This is a genomic window from Paenibacillus hamazuiensis (genome assembly GCF_023276405.1).
Classification (GTDB): domain Bacteria; phylum Bacillota; class Bacilli; order Paenibacillales; family NBRC-103111; genus Paenibacillus_AF; species Paenibacillus_AF hamazuiensis.
Genome location: NZ_JALRMO010000001.1, coordinates 308,591 through 328,301, shown reverse-complemented (window position 1 = coordinate 328,301; position 19,711 = coordinate 308,591). Strand labels below are relative to the sequence as shown.

At 55.1% G+C, this 19,711-nt stretch carries 12 protein-coding genes; 5 read left to right on the top strand and 7 right to left on the bottom strand.

The features are described 5' to 3' along the window. Positions 1-209: 209 nt before the first annotated feature. The 3 genes from MYS68_RS01290 to MYS68_RS01280 all read left to right on the top strand — a co-directional run bounded on the left by MYS68_RS01290 (position 210) and on the right by MYS68_RS01280 (position 2,644). Entirely contained in the window at positions 210-815 is a 606-nt protein-coding gene (locus MYS68_RS01290; RefSeq protein ID WP_248924084.1) for an undecaprenyl-diphosphatase, read from the top strand. A gap of 305 nt (positions 816-1,120) precedes the next feature. Beyond that, positions 1,121-1,702 (top strand): cupin domain-containing protein, encoded by a 582-nt coding sequence (locus tag MYS68_RS01285; RefSeq protein WP_248924083.1) that lies wholly within the window; start codon positions 1,121-1,123, stop codon positions 1,700-1,702. A gap of 87 nt (positions 1,703-1,789) precedes the next feature. Further along, complete coding sequence (locus MYS68_RS01280) at positions 1,790-2,644, top strand: hypothetical protein (protein WP_248924082.1); 855 nt, start codon at positions 1,790-1,792, stop codon at positions 2,642-2,644. Here the strand turns inward: MYS68_RS01280 and MYS68_RS01275 are convergent. The 5 genes from MYS68_RS01275 to MYS68_RS01255 form a co-directional block, all read right to left on the bottom strand. Then, entirely contained in the window at positions 2,641-4,755 is a 2,115-nt protein-coding gene (locus tag MYS68_RS01275) for a glycosyl hydrolase 115 family protein (RefSeq protein ID WP_248924081.1), read from the bottom strand. The genes MYS68_RS01280 and MYS68_RS01275 overlap by 4 nt on opposite strands. Position 4,756: 1 nt before the next feature. Next, positions 4,757-7,015 (bottom strand): helix-turn-helix domain-containing protein, encoded by a 2,259-nt coding sequence (locus tag MYS68_RS01270; RefSeq protein ID WP_248924080.1) that lies wholly within the window; start codon positions 7,013-7,015, stop codon positions 4,757-4,759. 100 nt (positions 7,016-7,115) lie between these two features. Beyond that, the gene (locus MYS68_RS01265) at positions 7,116-8,705 is read right to left on the bottom strand and encodes an extracellular solute-binding protein (protein WP_248924079.1); all 1,590 of its coding nucleotides are present in this window, start codon (positions 8,703-8,705) and stop codon (positions 7,116-7,118) included. A 51-nt stretch (positions 8,706-8,756) separates the two neighbouring features. Then, the gene (locus MYS68_RS01260; protein ID WP_248924078.1) at positions 8,757-9,632 is read right to left on the bottom strand and encodes a carbohydrate ABC transporter permease; all 876 of its coding nucleotides are present in this window, start codon (positions 9,630-9,632) and stop codon (positions 8,757-8,759) included. Between the two features lie 13 nt (positions 9,633-9,645). Continuing rightward, positions 9,646-10,605 carry an ABC transporter permease gene (locus MYS68_RS01255; protein ID WP_248924077.1) on the bottom strand — a complete coding sequence of 320 codons (960 nt, stop codon included), beginning with the start codon at positions 10,603-10,605 and terminating at the stop codon, positions 9,646-9,648. An 838-nt stretch (positions 10,606-11,443) separates the two neighbouring features. Here MYS68_RS01255 and MYS68_RS01250 point away from each other — a divergent pair. Continuing rightward, entirely contained in the window at positions 11,444-12,844 is a 1,401-nt protein-coding gene (locus MYS68_RS01250) for an MFS transporter (protein WP_248924076.1), read from the top strand. A 196-nt stretch (positions 12,845-13,040) separates the two neighbouring features. Here MYS68_RS01250 and MYS68_RS01245 read toward each other — a convergent pair whose 3' ends face one another. Continuing rightward, complete coding sequence (locus tag MYS68_RS01245) at positions 13,041-17,528, bottom strand: carboxypeptidase regulatory-like domain-containing protein (protein ID WP_248924075.1); 4,488 nt, start codon at positions 17,526-17,528, stop codon at positions 13,041-13,043. Positions 17,529-17,818: 290 nt separating this feature from the next. Beyond that, positions 17,819-18,853, bottom strand: a complete 1,035-nt coding sequence (locus MYS68_RS01240; protein ID WP_248924074.1) for a zinc-binding alcohol dehydrogenase family protein — start codon at positions 18,851-18,853, stop codon at positions 17,819-17,821. Positions 18,854-18,981: 128 nt separating this feature from the next. On the opposite strand from MYS68_RS01240, the gene MYS68_RS01235 reads away from it, so the two are divergent. Further along, on the top strand, positions 18,982-19,365 hold the full coding sequence (locus MYS68_RS01235; protein ID WP_248924073.1) for a winged helix-turn-helix transcriptional regulator: 384 nt from the start codon (positions 18,982-18,984) through the stop codon (positions 19,363-19,365). Positions 19,366-19,711: the final 346 nt, after the last annotated feature.

Below are 19,711 nucleotides of genomic sequence, written 5' to 3'. Positions count from 1 at the left end.
CCCGCCGCAAATCGCAGCGACGGGCCGTACAAAAAAAATGAACGATAGAATAGGCAATCCGAGCCCCTCTATAGTAACGCGGCATATGCACCCGTGCGCCTCCGCTCCAGTTAACCGCATGGAGTGGCCCTTTTTTAATGTAATTTTCAGCTAAACCTATTATAATTTCCTTCATTGACTGCCAAGTACGACGAAGGGAAGCTGAACAGATGAACTTATTGGCACAATTTGACTACGAATGGTTTAAAAGCATTAACGATTTGGCGATTTCGAAGTCCTTCTTAAACCCCTTGATGGATTTTCTTGCCGAGGGCGGGGAATACGTTTTTTACATGGCCGTGATTCTATATTGGTTCATAAGGACGCCTCAAAACAGACGCATGGTTGGCCACGCCTTGTTATCGGCTTGTCTGGCATTGGGGACTAACGTTTTGCTGGGTACGTTTCTTTACAGAGACAGACCGTTTGTAACGCATCATGTCGTTCAACTTATACCACATGCGGCGAATGCCTCTTTTCCGAGCGATCATGCGGCGGGTGCTTTTGCCATCGCGGTATCCGTTTGGCTTTGGAGGAAAAAAGCCGGTTTACCGCTGATCTTACTTGCCGCGGGTATTGCCTTCTCGAGAATTTGGACAGGTGTCCATTACCCATCCGATGTGGTAACCGGAATGACGATAGGAACCTTCTCTGCCATAGCCGTCTACAAACTCATCTGTCACGATGGAAAAACAAGCCATGTAATGAACTTTTTTATTGAACAGTATGAAAAACTGGAACATAAATTCTGGAAGCCGAAAACGTCGCGAAAATAACGGCAGCCTTCGCGACAAAATTTACGGCGAGCAGTGCGCAAAGGGGCAGTCCCCCAGCCATGATGATGGCTGAGGGAACTGCCTCTTCAAGTTTAGCAAGTGCACGCGCTTGCAGAAGCAATCGTCCCGAGCGGCAGAACGACCGCCTCCGGGCAAAACGAAGTTCGCCAAGCGATCCCTGCGGTTCCCGCAGTTCGTCGGATTCGTCATTGACATCTATATAATCATGATTTACGATTCCCCGAATATACTCTTGTGTGCCTGATGTTTCATTCCTGATCATCCTGTTAGGAAAGGCGTGAATCATGAGAATGACCACCGCTAACGATCAAACCTCCTACAGCTCGTCTTCATTAAATTTGTCCTTCGACTTAAGGTCTTCCCCCTACTTCGTGAAGGACGACCGAAACTTTATTCTTTACCAAACCGCGAAACAGCTGCCCGTCATACAAGGCTTAAGTTTGGTCGACGTGTTTTTGAGCAAGGGACACAGCATCGAACCTCACTGGCACCCCAATGCAAACGAACTCCTCTATATGATACAAGGAGAGATCGTCGAATCCATTCTGAATCCTTTTACCCTTCAAGTGCTGAGCTACCGCGTCGGGCCGCTGCAGTCGGTGTATATTCCGACGGGCTGGTGGCACTGGACGATTGCGGTCACGGATCAAACCCGCTTCGTGGTCAGCTTCGACAATAAAGACTTTCAGATCATTTACGGGTCCGACGTCCTGAGGAAAACGCCTCCCGAGGTATTACAGATCGTATACGGCATCCATGCCCCTCAGTGGACCGAGGCGGTCAAGCCGGTCGATCAGACCGTTATCATAGGTCCGCCCGATCCCGGAGAGATACGATGGAGAATAGGAGCAAACAGGTCGCCCTAAGGGCGGCCTGATCTTGTATGTCCGCGTATGAAAAACCCTGGAATTTGGAAATCATAGGAAATATGCCGTTTCCAAGGGAAGGGACTTATGCCGAATATGATATGGTACTACGGATTGATCATCATCGGAGCGATCATTTCCGGCTACACGGTGTATCGAATGGGCAACGCGGCGGATTGGTTCACTTATTTTTTGTTCACGACGGCCTGGACGTGGGTAGGCGAAGCTGTCGTACTCTTCGTATTTAACGCTTACGCCTATAAACCCGGACTATACCCCGATCCGTTTCAAGAAAATATTATCGGACATATCATTGCCAATTCGGCATTATGGGCTTCGACCGCCGTTTTGGTCATGGTTGTTCAGCCGTCTTACCTTTGGCTCGGTCTGATTTCCGTCTTGTTCATGTTGACCGAGGTGGTGTTTGTCAAAACCGGCGTTTACACTCACTATTGGTGGCAGACTTACATGACCGGCATCATTACATTCGGTTTCCTGGTTGTCATGAGGCTGTGGTACGTCATTTTGCATGAAACCAAGCGTTCATCCCCGCGGATTACCGTTTTTTGGACGATTGCATGGGTCATTTTGCAAACTCCGACCAGCGTGCTGATGCTCTTTGACAAACAGTTTTTTCGCGTGCATTGGGTCGAGAACATTTACAGGGACAGCACGTTGTTCAGCGGATTTTTATACCACGTAGCGATGGCTTTTATCGTCATCTTTTTTATGTACGTGCCCAAGAATAAAATCTGGAACGTGGTCCCCTTTTTTCTGCTCGTATTCACCGATGTTATTCTCTTGAACACCGGTATATTGATTTTCCACGCCGGCTGGAAATTAATTTACTTGGTCTGCATTCGCGCGGCGAGTCTACTGATCATTTACATGCTGGAAAAGTATACGTTAAATCGGGTTCGTGTTGAAATAAGCCCGGCTTAGGGAAGCAAACTCCCTGCGGAATCAAACTTCATCTTTAACCGGGCCGCCAGGTCGTCGTCCGACAGCGGCTTGCGGTGCGTGTTTTCCAGGTAGATGTGCTTCTCCGTTTCCGGCATGAGGTATTCCTTGTACCAGAGGAAAAAGTCCGGGCTGTCTCCGTGCATCCGCAAAAACCGCCTGAGCGTATCCACGTTGTTCACGGTGCTTTCGATGTTGGTCAGCCAGTCCGCGCTGTAGAAGCGCTCCCACTTGCCGTGCTCCGCCTCGCGCAAAGCTTGAAGCCCTTCCCGGTAGCCCCATAACGCCTGGGAGGCGAACACGAACGCTTGCGGATAATGACCGGCCGTATAAGCTTTGTATGCGCGGCACAGCCGCATAAAGCCTTCGCAGCCGGAACGGTGCAGGACGCCGTGAAACCGCAGATGATCGGAGACGCGCTGCCGGTCCTGCGGATCGTTCAGCTTGTCAATCAGCCTGTCGCAGCGCTCCAGCCACTCCGACCAGCGCTCCAGCCCCTCGGCGCACCGCTGCTCGAAGTAGCGGACCTGCTCCGCAAACGGCACGTCGCCGGCCGCCCAGATCAGCCCGCGGTGCGGCTGATCGCCCTTGCCCTGAAGCCAGTGGCTGATGATTTTGCGGGCAGGGTGGTGGTAAAATTCGTCGCCGGCCAAATCGTCCTCATGAGGACCATAAGGAATCGCCGCTTCGGAGTACGTTCTGTACAGCCCGGCAATCTCCGATTGGAGATCGCCGCTGCCGCCATAATACGTATCGACGAATTCGTCCAAGTGTTTGCCCGTGTCCGCCATCCCCTCGTTCCACAATTCGCGCAGCAAATCGAGCGTATATACATGCGGACGGATGTTGCCGCAGTTCACGAGCACGTATTCCCCGGCACCTGCCGCAAACGCACTCTCCACCTCCCGCCGGATAAAATCGGCGGAACCCGGAAACAGCGTCAAATGATTCGACGCCTGCAAATCGTGAAACGTCACGTGGTAATAGATACCGTGTTTTCCCGTATCGCCCGGCTCCGGCAGGGACGGCACGCGCAGGTTGGTGCTGCCGTGGCGGCGCGACACCATTTTGCCGTATCCGTTGTCGGCCCATATTTTGATCACGTCGTCCGGCAGGTCGATGTAACCGCCCTTGTACAGCTCGGCGATTTCGCCGTACAGCGCGACGCAGCAGACCGGATGCTCCACCGCCTCGGCGACCATGTCGTATTGCCTGCGCACGACCTTGCCGATCATCGCGCCGCGTTTTTCCGGCGTATCAAACGAAGGGTCGTTTTCCCAAAACGGCTTGTCGCCCTGCCCGCGGAACGAAAGCACCCACAGCACGCTGCGCCCCTTCTGCTTCTCGATCGCCTCCCGCCACAGCGCCTCGAACAGCTCCGGCTCTTCCCGGTAGCTGGCCGCCTTCCCCGGATAGGCGCGGAGAAACATCTCGGCTCCGAGCGGCTCGGCGTGATGATGCGTCACCCACAGCCCCATCTCGGAGGCGACGTCAAAATGAACGCCGGTTTTCGGCAGATCGGTGCCGGGAATGACCATGTTGCCGCCGCAGCGCAGCAGCGCTTCGAACACGGGCAGCCAAACCTCCCGCGACGGCGGATACGGCTCCTTCCAGCCGATCAGGCATACCTCGTCGTTGACGAACCATCCGCGAAACCGGGTTTTCGGCGCGGGTGCATCATAGGGCACGCACGGAACTGCGATCTCGCTCCGCCTCTCCACGCGCTGGTCCATCCAAAACCAGAACGGTTCGATGCCCAAAAACCTCCGGCTGAATTCCAATATGCCGTAAACGAGACCCAGGTCGTCGCGTCCCACAATTTCCATACGCGGACGCTGTCCCGCCGCAGCGCCAAACCGGAAGCCGAACGCTTCCGGACGCTCTGCAATCCCGTCTTCATCGACCGCATAACGGATTCCCAGATCCGCTTCTTCGTACGGCTCCGCCGACATCACCGGCGCTTCTCCGAGCACCGCCTGCCAATCTCTCGACAGCATGCGCAGCGCGTGCTCCACCGGAGAAGCCGGCAATGCCGGAATGCGGATGCGGATCGCGCCGCCAAACCGCAGCTCCTTTTGCCCTGTCAAAATCATTTTATCCCCCATCCTTCGCATCAGATCCATATTCTTCCATTTGCCCCGTTGTTTGAACGGACTCCCGGTATTGGCCCGGCGACACGCCCACCACTTTTTTGAATATACGGTTGAACGAAATCGCCGTGGCGTATCCGGTTTTCGCAGAAATGTCCTGCACCGTATCGCTTGTTTCCCTGAGCAGCCTTTTCGCAAACTCGACGCGCAGCGCGATGACGAAATCGCTGAAATTTTCCCCGATTTCCTCTTTAAACAATTGACTCAAATATTTCGGATTCACTTGAAAACGGTCGCTGAGCAGCGTCAGCGAAAGGTTCGGATCGGTGAAGTGCTCGGCCACGTAATCCCGGATTTCCTTCATCAGGCTGTTGTGCTTGCGGCTCTGGCCGAGCTCGGCAATCAGCTCCGACAGCTGCATAAAAGCGCTGCGGAAGCCGCTTTCCAGCTCGCCGAGCGTATCCCTTTTCCCCAGCACCTCCAGAAGCTCGGGTTTCGTCCGCGCCTCCCAGGCATTGACGATTTCGGGCAGCCACCCGTCCAGCTCCCTCTCCGTCTGAAAAATCAAATAATGCAGCAGCCGCTCCACATCGTCCTTCGGCAGCCGGTGGACGGCCATTTCCCGGAACAGCCGCCCGAAAACACCCGTCCATTCCGGCTCCGACAAGCGGAAATGACGCACGGCTGCCTGGATCATTTGCAAATAAACAAACCATTCGCCCGCCGGCTTTTCCTTGACCTCCACCGCGTCGATGATCTGGTTGATGCCGAGCGTCACCTTGTGGCCGACCGCCTCCTCCGCAGCCTCGAACGAGCGGCAAATATCGCCCGCATCGTCCGACGCCGTGCCGATGCCGATCGTCACGGTAAATTCCAGATGCTCTTCGATCCAGGAGCGGATCTGCTCGGACAGCTGCAGCATCCGGTGCTCCAGATCGACCGCGCTGCCGGAAATGAGCAGCAGCACGAGCTGATTTTTCGCAATCCACTCGACCACCACACGCATTTGGCGCTGCTCGGCAATCTCCGACGCCACGCTGCTGACGACGAACTTAAACAGCGACTGATCCTTCTGGTTATACTTCAGCGCAAACTGCACGTAGTGGTCGATCTCCAGCAGTGCCGCAATAAAATGCCCGTCCGAGAGGCCGAAATGCTGCCGCTCCGGCTCCCACATGCCGCCGTCCGCTTCGTAATCCCCGCTGAGCAGGCTTTGCAAAAACTGCTGGCGGCGTATGACCATATGCTCCTGCTGCTTTTCCTGAAACGCCATGTTGTTCGTGATCAGCTTCTCGATCGCCTGATCGATGAAGGCGAACTCGTTTTTGTTCTCCTTCAGGTCGCTTGCTTTAACCGCCGACGAGAACCGGTCGATCCGGTGCAAAATCGCTTCGATCGGCTTGTAGCTGCGGCGTGTCACATAGAAGGTGGAGCCGATGGCGAACGCAATCGCGCCGAGCCCCAGCATCACCCACATGACGCCCCCCTGAAGCAGAAAGCTGAACAGCCGGCCTCCCTTGATGCCCGTTCGGTACGTCCACCCCGTATAATCCGATACGGTGTCCGCATTCATCCCCTGCTCAAGCTTCTCCTCCTGGAAAAAAGGCCGGCCCGCCGCATCGTAAATTTGCGCCTGCGTTACTTTACGGTCGATCAGCTGGTCAATGAATTTATCGAGCGCGGATACGCGAACGTTGATGATGATGCAGCCGAGACTTCCGGAATCGAGCGGAATTTTCCGCACGAGGGAAATCACCTTCGCTTCGGCATCGGGGTTCCGCTCTCCCCCTTTGCTGCGGGGAGCCGTCCAGTTGCCCGCGATCGGTTTCTCCAGCGATTCCAGCACGAACCCACGGTCCGGAAACTCTTCAAGCGGACGGATCGTGCTTTGATCGAGCACCTTGCCGTCTTTCGCCTGGTACAAGTAGACCGAATCGATAAAGCTGTATTGAACCATAAGCCCGCTCAGCACGTTGGATACCTCGTATTCCAGCGTCCGGTCGGGCGCACTGTCGAGAAAATGCAGCAGCTCCGCGCTGTTCTGTATCATTTTGCGCGAATCCATATCGATGCTCTTGAGCGAGCTGTCGATCATATTGGCCGTATATTCGGTCGTCACCTTGTTGGCCTGCAGCGCATTGCGCACGTTCAATTCATTGATGATCGCGAAAAAAATAAAAACCAGAACGCTGACCGTCAGAAACAGGATCGGAAGATACGACAGCAGCATGCGGGTGATGTAGTTATTATTGGTCTTCTTCACGTTTCTTCATCTCCTGCCTCCGAAAGTCCTCCAAACATTTCACATGTGAAACATGCAGACAAACCCCTCGCCGCGCCAAGGGGTTTGCCTTACGGCTTTTTTACTTTTTCTTCATATCCTTGTAGGCGGCTCTTTTCTCATCGATTACGGCTTGTCCGCCGATTTTCAAATACTCCGCCACGCCGTCGTCAAAAATTTTATTGAAATCCGCAGGCTTCGCAAGGATGCTCTTGACGACGGTTTCCTGCGCCTTTTCGCCGGTTATTTTGCCGTATTTGATGTCCGCATCGATCGGCCGGTCGAATCGCGGCGGCGTGTAGCCGTCGGTCAGCGCATTGACGATGTTTTGCTTCGCCAGCTCCTTGTAATTCGGATAAGTGATAGCCGCGCCTTCGATGTTTTTCTCCTTGCTGCCGAAATCTTTGCCGTTGATCACGATCGCGATATCCGCGTTGTTGTAAAACGTCTTCTTCGCCTCATCCGTCGCGATCGGCTTCGGAAAGCCGTTTTCCATCGTATAATGCTGACCCTCCAGTCCGTTGGTGAGAGTAAACAGCACATCGTTTTTGGACATCCAGTCCAAATATTTGATCGCTTCCACCGCTCGCTTGCTCGATTTCGGGATCATCATGTGGAGCCCGGTCGGCTCGTAAATGGCCTTCGGACGTTTGCCCTCCTCGTTCGTAAAAGCGTCCATCGACACGTATTCGGCACCGGGAACGTTCTTCTTCATGGTATCGAACACGTTGCCGGGAAGCATCAGGTTTTGATGTGCGGCAATCGCGGTGAAGGCGCCGACATATCCGTTCGCTACGTCGCTTTCGAATTTCTTCATGTCTTTATCCAGTGCAAAATCGGGGCTGATGAGGCCTTCCTGATTCATTTTGTTCAGGAACTGGACGCCGTCCTTGTAGCCCGGCTTCAGGAAATCGGGCAAGGCGTAGAAATCCTCCTCCGATGTCTTCTTGACGAAACTGCTGATAAGCATATTCGCGGAAACATAGTTGCTGCCGTTCATAGCCGCAAACCCGTAAGGAATCACCTTGCCGCCGGTATTCCCCGGATCTTTTTCCTTAAACGCTTTCATCGCCGCGTAAAATTCGTCTTTCGTTTTCGGCACCGGCAGTCCGAGCTTGTCCAGCCAATCCTTGCGAATCATCGAGGCGTGGGCGTACTGCAGCGTGCGTTTGGCCGGAATCGTATACTGCTTGCCGCCGAATACGCCGTAGGCCAGCGTTTCCGGTCCGAGGAACTTTTTCAAATTTGGGCCGTGCTCGTCGATCAGCTTGCCGAGGTCGGTCAAGCCGCCGCTTTTGACATAGTTGAAAATCGTATTCATGTCGTAAGTAAACACGATGTCGGGCGCATCCCCGGTCGACATCAGCACGTTCAGCTTGTCGACCTCCTGGTTGCGCGGCACGGGAATAAACTGCAGCTTGATGTTGTTCGGATCGCCGAAGTTTTTCTGAATCCACTGCGTCCAAAAATTGTTGTCGACCGGCCCGGCTCCGGGCGGCGTATTGCCTCTGTCAAACATTTCGACCTTGAGCGTTACGGTTTCCTTCGGAGCGCCGCTCCCGCCGGACGCGGCCGGCGCACCGTCCTTCGCCGGGCTTGAGCAGGCGGCGAGCGACCCGGTCAGCAGCAAGGCGGCCGCCGACAAGTTGATCGTTTTTGCGTAATTTTTCATCTGGAACACCCCTGTTTGTATTATTATATAGTTCTCCGGGGAGAACGGCTATCATCCTTTGACGGCTCCGATCATGATGCCGGACACGAAATACCGCTGCAGCCACGGATAGACGATCAGAATCGGCGTCGTCGCGAACATGATGCTCGCCGCCTTCAGTCCTTCGGGCACAACCTCCGTCTGAGCGGCTCCTTCCTGCGCGGTCAAATCCGTGGTCATGCTGTTCATGATGATTTGATACAGCTTGAGCTGGATCGGGAACAATTGGGAATCCGTGATGTAAAACAGCGCATCCATAAATCCGTTCCAACGGGAGACGGCGTAAAACAAGCTGAGCGTTGCGAGCACCGGCAGCGACAACGGCAGCACGATGCGGGTCAAAATGCCGATATGCGAGCAGCCGTCCAGATAAGCCGATTCCTCCAGACTCGCCGGAATGGAGGAAAAGAACGTTTTCAGGATAATCAGGTTAAATGCGCTGATCATGCCGGGCACGATGAGCGCCAGCAGGCTGTTGAGCAGCCCGAGCTCCTTCACCAGCAAATATTCGGGGATCAGCCCGCCGCTAAAAAACATCGTAAATACGATCAGCAGCATGAAAAAGGATTTTCCTTTCAGCCGGTCCTTCGTCAAAGGATAGGCGGCGCAAATGCTCATGATCATGCTGACCGCCGTGAACGTAACCGTCAGGAAGATGGTGACGCCCATCGCTCTCAGCATCGCGGCGTCACGGAACACGATGCGGTACGCCTCCGGATCGAATTCGCGGGGAAAAATCGTCACGATATTCGATAGTACCGCTTGTTTTGAACTCAGCGAGATCGACAGGATATGCAGAAACGGCACGAGGCATACGATCAGGGCGATGCCTACGATCAGCATGATGACGGCGTCGGCGATCCGCTGCGGCGCTATTTTTGTGGTCATTTGATTCGCCCCCTTACCATATGCCTTGCTCCCCGAACTTTTTGGCGACCGCATTGGCGCTGATGACAAAGATCATGCCGATGAACGCCTGGAACAGACCCATCGCCGTCGCGATCGAAAACTGTGCCGACTGAAGACCGGCTTTGTACACAAACGTGCTGATGACCTCCGCATAGTCCATCACCAGCGGGTTGCTCATCACGTAAGGCCGCTCGAAGCCGATCGACATGATATGGCCGAGCTGCATGATCAACATGACGACGATGGTCGAGCGGATGCCCGGCAAGGTGATGTGCCATATTTTTTTCAATCTGCCCGCTCCGTCCACCTCCGCCGCTTCGTACAGCTCCTTGTTCACGCCGGTCAGCGCCGCCAAATAAATGATCGTTCCCCAACCGGCGCTCTGCCAGATGCCTGTGCCGAGATAGACGAGCACCCAGTTGTTTTTGTCCGTCAGAAACGGAATGGGCTGGAGGCCGAGCGCCTGAATCAGATTATTTACAAGCCCGCCGTTGTTAGCGAACATTTGGTAAACGAGCCCTCCGATGATGACCCACGAAATAAAATGCGGCAGGTACAAAATCGTCTGCGCCGCTTTCTTGAACCACACTACCCGCAGCTCGTTCAGCAGTATCGCCAGCACGATCGGCGCCGGAAACGAAAACAGCAAATCGAGCACATTGAGCAGCAGCGTATTGCGGACGACCTGGTAAAACTGGCTCATCGCAAACAACTGGCGGAAATTGTCGAATCCGACCCATTCGCTGCCGAGCACGCCTTGAAAAATGTTGTAGTCCTTAAACGCAATCGCCGCTCCGTACATCGGAACGTACTTGAACAGCAGAAAATAAACGATCGGCAGCCCGATCAGCAAATACAGCTGGTAATCCTGCAAAAAAACGGCCCGTCGGCGCCGCCCCGTCAGTACGGGAACCGACGGCTTTATCGTCACTTGAGCCGGATGCTTCTCCATTGCCATCCCTTCCTTCTGTATCTCTGTGTCTTTCCCGGGTGATCGCTGCAGCTTCCTTCCCTCTCGCCCTATGGTCCGGGCTGAACAATTTACACTATATCCGGGGGCCTTGAGTCCGGCAATAAACTCATTTCCGCCGCCCTATCCGATTTCCGTTTCCTTGATACGGCGGGGGTTTTCGACCGTTCGGCGGGTCTTTAACGTCGGCTATTGGCGATAAAGTGAAGGGTTAAGTCACGGCCCGAACGCCGTTCGTAAACTGTAACGGTTGTGGTGGAGCTTATTTGGCTCAAAATGATCATTTTCAATTTCTAACGGTCTCCAGCGAGCTTATTTAAAGGATTATCCGTTAAGAGATCACCCTATTTCCCAAATAACCTCAACCAGAACCGTTAGCATTTTAAAATCCGCAATTTGCCTGCAATAACCTCTGTGGCAACCGTTAAAATTTTCGCGAGCTGCGGCATTGCACGGCGGGTGACCGGCCCCGTGCTGCCAGGGGGGATGTTGAATCGATGTCCCTCAAGGATGAACCGACCGCTGCTCCGCCACGCAAAGTGAAGATAAGCTTCGCAGCAAATTCCGTAGCAACTGGTCCGCTCGCACCAAACGCCTCAATATAACCACGAATGCGCATCTTCGAGTTACTTCGCCAGGAGAGTTTGGCGGTACCTTTTGGTATCTATATCACCATTTAGTATTAATGGCACAATAAAGTGCGTACTTCTCCAAATTGACTATATGATGCATAATCTCCTTATGCCGGGACGACAACCGGCGCTCCAATTTCACCGTTTCGCCGGCGGCCGGATTACATTACTGAGGGGGCGAACACCCAATGAGGGAAAAAACTCAAAGCAACTTAAATACAAGCAAAGTATCATGGGGTTTATTATTCGTACTGTGCGGCGCCATTTTTCTGGAGGGGATCGACGTATCGATGATTGGCGTAGCCCTGCCGTCGATACGCTCCGAACTCGGCATGTCCACCGGCTCGCTGCAGTGGGTAGTGAGCGCATACGTGCTCGGCTACGGCGGCTTCATGCTGCTCGGAGGAAGGGCGGCGGATCTGTTTGGACGAAGGAAAATGTTTCTGACCTGGCTCGGCATATTTTTGGTATTTTCCGGCTTGGGCGGGCTGTCGAGCGAAGGCTGGATGCTGATCGTTGCCAGGTTCGTTACTGGCGTAAGCGCGGCGTTTATGACACCCGCCGGCTTATCCATCATCACGACAAGCTTCGCCGAAGGTCCTGCCCGCAACAAAGCTCTGCTCGTTTATGCCGGGACTGCGGCAGCCGGTTTCTCCCTCGGACTCGTCGTCGGAGGCCTGTTAAGCGAAATCAGCTGGCGATGGGTATTTTACGGCCCGGTTGTTCTGGCGCTTGTAATCTTCCTCGCCGCCATCCGTCTCATTCCGAATTCGGGCCGGCCGGCGCCTTCCGCGCGAGGCTTCGACCTTGCGGGAGCGATCACTGTGACGGGAGCGATGCTTCTCCTTGTCTACGGCGTGGTTGAGGCGCCCAACATGGGATGGGGCTGGACGATCGCCATATTTGCCGGCAGTATCGTGCTTCTGGCGGCCTTCACGGCGATCGAGCGGCGTTCCGCCTCACCGCTGATGCGTCTCGGCATTCTTTCCACAAGCTCGCTGGTTCGGGCCAACCTTGGCGCGATGGCGTTTGCCGGCTCATTTTTCGGTTTCCAATTCGTAGCCGTCTTGTACCTGCAGGAGCTGCGCGGCTGGTCGTCGCTCGAAACCGGTCTCGCGCTGCTCGCAGTCGGCATAGATTCCGTGCTTGCCCCGACGCTGACGCCGCGGCTCGTGAACCGCTTCGGCAACATACCGGTTATTTTCGGCGGCTTTTGCCTTGCCGCCGCAGCTTATGCCCTGTTCCTGCCGATCGGCCTCGACTGGACCTACGCAGCTATGTTTCCGACCATGATTCTAACCGGCCTCGCCTTTTCCCTGACCTACGGTCCGCTCACCATCGCCGCTACGGACGGAATTTCGGAAGAAGAGCAAGGGCTTGCCGGCGGTCTTCTGAACACATCCTTCCAGTTCGGCGCGGCGCTCGGTCTTGCCGTCGTGACCGCCGTAAACATCGCCGCCACCGTTCCCGATGGAACGACGCAGTCGCTGCTTGACGGCTACCGTACGGCTCTGCTCGTGCCGATTGCCGCGTCCGTCCTCGGCCTGGCCGTCACGGCTTTTGGCCTGCGCAGGCGCACCGCGGCTTAAAGCGGCAGGCAATCGGGTGGCAAAAAAGGATGCCATGCATGACCGGATCAAATCCCCCAGAAGTGAAGTAATCCTCTGTAGCCTATTCCGATTACTTCTGGGGGAGCCCCCGGTTATCCACAAAAATTGGCCTCGCATAATTTCCTATACAACGAAAAAATGCCCGAGCTCCGGCTCGGGCATTTTTCATTTTAACTTACGGCTTTGCGCCCGAAGGCACTGCGTTGTAACCGGCCGGCTCCGCCGCATTGCCTGCCAGATCGCGGGCCATGGCCTCGATCCGGTTCATACCCGGCCTCAGCTCGATGGTGGCCGTAAACGTCAGATCGGGCCGCACTTCCGCCTTCACACCGTTCACATATACCTCACCCGGTTCGCTCAACCGGCCGGTGACCGTTAATGCGGTTTTATCGACGTTGTAATGGTTGCCCGTTTTTCTCCCCGGTTCGTTTAATCTTATGACGGGCGCCGTCGTGTCCAGCACCAAGTGAATGGTTGCCGGTGCGGAATCGTTGCCGGCAGTGTCGACCGCTTGGAACACAAACGTATTATCCCCTTCCTTAAGCGTAACGCTGGCGTTGAAGCTCAGTCCGTCCGCAAGCGGAAGCCGCGCACCGTTTACCGTAACGGAGGCCGGTTCGCTTACAGTGCCGGAAAGGACGTAGACCGCCTCTCGCACCGTTCCGCCGCTCTGATTCAGCTTAATAACAGGAGCGATCGAATCTACGAAATAATCCAGCGTTACCGGAACGGCCTTTTTGCCGGAGGCGGCAATCGCCTCGATGACGATACGGTTGCTGCCCTGCTGCAGCTGAATCGTCTTGGCAAACTTCAAATCCGCCGTTACGGGTATGGGACTGCCGTTGATCGTAACGACGGCAGGCCTATCGAGCAGTCCGGTGATGTCCACCGAAGCCGTACGAATCGTTCCGCCCGTTTGGTGAACCTTCAAAACCGGAGGCGGGCCGGCCAGCGACAACACGCTCACATTCGTCGTCTGCCCCCGTGCCACCGTCACGCCGCTAACCGCCGCGCTGTCATATCCGGCCTTGGAAGCCGTGACCGTGTAATTCGATCCGGGTGTTACGTCCTTAAACGAATAGGCGCCGCTGGCGTCTGTAACCGTTTTGCGGTCGCCGCTTCCTTCCGCGGTCAAGACGACTTCCGCTTCGGCCAACAGGCCGCCGTCCGTATCTTTGACGATACCGGCGATCTGCCCGTAAGGCGCCGCTTCCCGCTTGACGATCACCGTATACGTCGTGTTTGCGGTGCCGTCCGCAGAAACGACCGAGATCTCAATCGGGTTATCCCCTTCGGCGAGCGGGATTGGAGCGGACGGTTTGCCGCTGACGACCGTGCGGCCTCTGATCGTGATGTCCGCAAGCTCGTAACCGGCGGTCGGGGTGATCGTTATATTTTGCACATCAAAAGGAACCGCCGCCGAATACAAGGTGATGTCCTTGTTAAATTCGGGCATAAGCGTCCCTACGCTGATCGCCAGCTGCTTTAACGAGGAATCCATCGCCGGAGAAAACCGGTTGACCGTTACGGTGTAGGTTCGCTGCGTTATCCCATCCTCCGCTGTGACGACGACGGGAATGACCGTTTGATCCCCTGTCAACCGGACGTCCGCCGACGCCGTTCCGCTTGCGGTCGGGATTCCGTTCACAAGAATCGCCTTGACGAAAGGGCTGCCCGCCGTCGGCGTAAGCGAAATGCTTTCCCGGTCGCCGGGGACATCGATCGCAAAACGCGTCTCGTCCAGACGGCTGAGCGCTCCGGCGCTGCTCGTCAGGCCGATCAACAAGGCGTCGTTTTTCCCGTACCCGATGCCTTGGGTAATTCGGATGTTGTCGACATGAACGCTGCCGTAGTTCGAGCTGTTCGCATAAAAGTCGATTTTGCCGATATCCGGCATATCCCTGCGGAATGCGGCATCGTCGATGATAAGCGCGCCGTCGATGTACAAATCGAACGTTTGGTTTACCGTATTCACAACCATCCGCAGGTTGTACCATCGGCCCAACATATAATCCATAAGCTCCGTGTCGGCGGTTCCTTTATAGGCTCTGATCTTGTTTTTGCTGAAAGCCACGCTGACGCCGGGGCTCGTATTTGCGCTGCCGTACACGTACGGTACGCCGAACCAGTTGTTGCCGGAAACGTACGGATCGTTTCTCATTATATCCGCTTCAATCGTCACTATCCCTTTGAGCGGGGCAGGGAATGTTTGCGACAAACTCGTGCTGCCGCTGTTCGCCGAGCGGGTGAGCTTCACGCTTTTATCTTCCGCGCCCGGCAATTCGACCACCTCGACTTTCCCCCCGCTGGAGCTTACGGTGAGTCCGCCTCCTGAGCTTATTCCCCCTGTTGCCAGCGAGTTAAACCGGTGGAAAAATTCCACTTCAGCCGTGCGGCCTGCCACAACCAGCTGCTTCAGATCCGTTACGCCGCCGGGCGAAACGGTCACATTGCCGCGCTCCGCGTTCCGGTATCCCTCCTTCGATGCTGTTACCGTATAGCCTTCGCCGATCGGCACTTGGGCCAGGTTGAAGATGCCGCTGCCGTCGGACGTTCCCGAAGCGACCGCTTCCGATCCGTACATGACGGCGATCGATGCGCCCGCCAGCGGGTCGGCGCGCTCGTCGAGGATCTGGCCGGTTACGCTTCCGAACGGACTGTTCGATGTGATCGTCAGGTCCTGCGTCACCGTGTTCGGCGGCTGCACGGAAACAGCAGCCGTTCCCGCGTCATAACCCGCTTTTTCCGCGGTTAACGTCACATTTTCGGCAAAAGGAACATCTGCAATCGAATAGTATCCTTTCGCATCGCTCAATGCCGTGTAGGATGTGCCGCCGGACATCAGAGTCACTTTGGCTCCCGGCACCGGCCTGCCGGTGCCGTCTTTGACCCGTCCGTTCACGGATTCCGTAAGCTTTCCCTCCGCCGTATAATATTCAAACGCTCCGATATCCGGCAAGCCGTTGTATAAAGCGCGGCCCGCGTAATCCACGCCCCCGTTCTCCGGCACGGCCTTGCCCGTATTCACCGTCAGCGCGCCCGATTGAGAGCGAAAGCCAAGCGCCGAGTCGAGCCTCGGGCCGGATTCGGCCGTGCCGGAAGGGCCTGTCAAAGGCCCGGCGAATTTCGGGTCGACCTGGAGCGCGAGCGCATCGCCCGGCGGTATTTGCAGCGCAGCGCCGTAGTAGTTGTTGTTTTCGTATACAATCGTACTGCTTGTCGTTAAGACGGCACCGGCCTGCGTCGAGTAAATATTGTTATTACGGATGTTGTATTTGGCGTTAAGCGAGCTGCCGTAGCCGTAGATCAAATAATTGCTTTTGTCGTTGTAAATCGTATTGTTGTACACTTCCGCCACCGCCGCCGCATCCGAATGCAAATAAATCGGGTAGCGGGTGTTGCTCTTGATCACGTTATAGCGGATGACCGTATTGCCGAAGGAAAACTGGCAGATGAGAATGCCGTCCCCGTTATCGTGGACGTAGTTGTATTGGATCAGGATTTTCGTTGTCCCCTTATCCGGGTCGATCCCGTTCGAGTCGGCGCCTCCCGCCTTCTGCTGCGTTTCGTACACTTCGTTGTGCTGGATGACGATGTCGTCGGCGTAATACGTTTCGATGCCGGAAGTACCGGCGCGGTAGACGACATTTCGCTCCACAAGGCCGCCGCGAATGTTGGTCAAATACATCCCGTTGCAGCCGTAAGCGGTGCCTTCCTGCGTGATGAAATTGTCGCGGATGACGATATTCGTATGCGGCGTAAATTTCGGATCGGATGCATTCGCGCGGGTGCCCCATCCGGTCGCCGTCGCAATGGTTTCTCCATTTTCGTTTTTACCGTCCCCGGTATACTGCTTAAATGTAATGCCGGCAAAAGAAGTATTGCGGATCGTCGATTTCTCGACGACCACGTCATTGATCACCGTAGCCTGGTTCGGCGGGTTAAAAATGTCTGGCACGGTCGTATCGAACACGATGCCGCCCGTTTTTTTCGAACCGTCCCAGCCGGTTTTGAAACGGATGCCCGGCTCCGGCGGATCCGGCTGCGTGCCGCTGATCCAGTTGATTTCCCCGGTCACGTCATGCACGTCGACTCCGCTGATGCGGAAATAACTGAGCTGCCGGCTGTTGTCTCCGGAAATATGAATCCCGCGGTAATCGCCCAAATTTTCGCCCGGAGTGGAGGTGGCCGGCTTCGCATTGGAGATATCCAGATTGCGGATCTCCCAATACTCCTGGTTGAACAGGCGCACCGCATCGTTCACCAGTCCATTACCGCCGATTTTCGGTTTGTCTCCCGTCCCGTAACGGTCGATCACGATCGGGCTGCCCGCGCTGCCTGAGCCCTTCGGCCACAGCTGGCCTTCCCAGCTTTCCCCGGACTTAAGCAGTATGCGGTCGCCCGGCTGAAATACGGTGGAGTTGACCTTCCCCAGCGTCTTCCACGCCGAACTCTCGCTTATGCCGGAATTGTTGTCGCTGCCTGCGGTTGCATCGACGTAATAGGTTGTTCCTGCAGTCCCTGCTGTCCCGGTCGTCCCCGCAGCTTCCAAGCCCGTACCGGCCGCTTCAGCGGGAATGACCGCTGCCTGAAGCCAGCCGCCCAGCAAAAGCAGTGCTGCGACGAATGCGGAAGTCCACCTCGTTCCCCAGCATTTCATCATCATCTTACCTCCTTTTTATTGTTTACGCTTTCATAATCGCTCGCTGCAAAGTGCAGCTTCGTCCGGCTGCTATCCTTTAGCGAGTCTTATGAAAGTGCCGGTCCGGGCGACACGATATCCGCACGCGGACTGATTCGAATCCACTATACCGGCGATGGGCTTCAAGCTCAATAAACTCATTTCAGCCGCTTATCCGAATTCTGCCGATGCGAGCCAATTGTCTCCAGGCAGGCGGAAACGCCGAAAAGGAGCCCCCTCTTCGGGTTAGCTCCATTCGTTTGCAGCACGGTTTAAAAGCCTTCCAAAACCAGCTTGCCGATCATGTCGCCGGCGAGCAATTTTTCATGCGCCAATTTCAGGTTCGCTGCGTTGATCGGCTCAAGCCGCCGCGTCATCGTCTCTTTCAACCTTCCGGCGTCGATCAAATCGGCCGCCGCATTCAGCACACGATGCTGCTCCGTCATATCGCCGGTCTGAAACTTCGGCCGGGTAAACATCAGCTCCCAATGGAACGAAACGCTTTTGAAAAAAATCGCGTCCATATTAACCGGCTTCCCCGCCGGAACGATGGAGCAAATTTTCCCCTGTGGCCTTATCGCTTCGGCCATGTTATCCCAATGCAAAACCGTATCGTTCAGGCAGACAATATAATCGACGGCGTCAAAGCCAAGCGACGCAAGCTGCGGACCGAATGCTTCTCTGTGATTGATGATGTGATCCGCTCCGTGTTCCCGGGCCCAGCGGGACGACTCTTCCCGCGAAGCCGTGCCGATAACGGTCAGCCCTGCGAGCTTCGCTAGCTGGGTCGCTACCGATCCTACGCCGCCGGCAGCGCCGATAATCAGGATCGATTGACCCTGGTTTTCCTGTTCGTTCCGGCTTATCCCCAAGCGGTGATGCAGCGCTTCCCACGCGGTCAACGTCGTTAACGGCATGGACGCGGCCTGCGCGTAGCTTAGCGACGCCGGCTTTCTCCCGACAATCCGCTCGTCGACAAGCTGGTATTCGCTGTTGCTTCCCGGGCGGTCCACATCGCCGGCATAATATACTTCATCGCCCGGCTTGAACATCGTGCAGTCGGGCCCGACCTGCTCCACGACTCCCGCCGCGTCCCAGCCGATGATCTTGGGCGTGTTGGGGTCGTTGTAGCCTCCGGCCCGGGTTTTCACATCGGCAGGATTGACGGAGATCGCATTGATTTTCACCAATATGTCCTTCCCCGTTGGGACCGGCTTATCTACGATGAGATCGACAAGGTATTCCGGATCGGATATCGGCAGCGTGCGGTAATACCCTACGGCTTTCATGGTTTGGGAACGGTTCATTTGTATTCATCCTTTCAAAGGGGGTGTCTATTACAAACTCATCTTATGATGTATACTTGGTTTTGAAAAGTACGCAGAATTTTATTATATAGTATTAAAAATCAAACTATTGGGAGGATAAAGGGGTTATGAGCGTTCGAAGAAGCCGATATGCGGACCTTGCGGACAGGGAAGGTTGTCCGGTTGAAACGACCCTCGATGTGATCGGAGGCAAATGGAAAGGAATCATCCTGTATCACCTGATCGACGGCCCGAAAAGATTCAACGAATTCCGGCGCATTCACCCGGGGATTACGCAATTTATGCTCACACTGCAGCTTCGCGAACTGGAGCGCGACGGCATCGTTCATCGCGAAGTGTATAAGGAGGTGCCGCCCAAAGTCGAATATTCGCTGACGGAATTCGGCAGGACGCTGGAGCCCATCATCCTCGCCATGAGAACTTGGGGAGAGCAGTTCAGGATCAAGCTGGCCGATATCAGGGAACAGGCGGAGCAGGAGAGCGAAGCTTGAACAAGCTCGTTATCCAAAAAATTAGCTCCGCATTATTTCCTAAGCAAAAACAGGACCGGAACCCATGCTGCACAAGGGATTCCGGTCTAGTCGAATATAGCAACAAAAATTCCTGCTTCGTATTTGGTTTTAACGACGATTCTACTCGTTGATTCTGTATGAAAAATCGCATAAAAGTTACTCTAGGATCATAAATCAGACCAATATACATGAAAAATCATATACATACATGCCCTACCACGGTAAAATCGAGCAATATGTATGAAAAATCAGATATAATTTTTCTTTTTGCGCCAGATCCAACTATCGTATTCGAAAAATCACACAAAATAACGAATGGATTGGC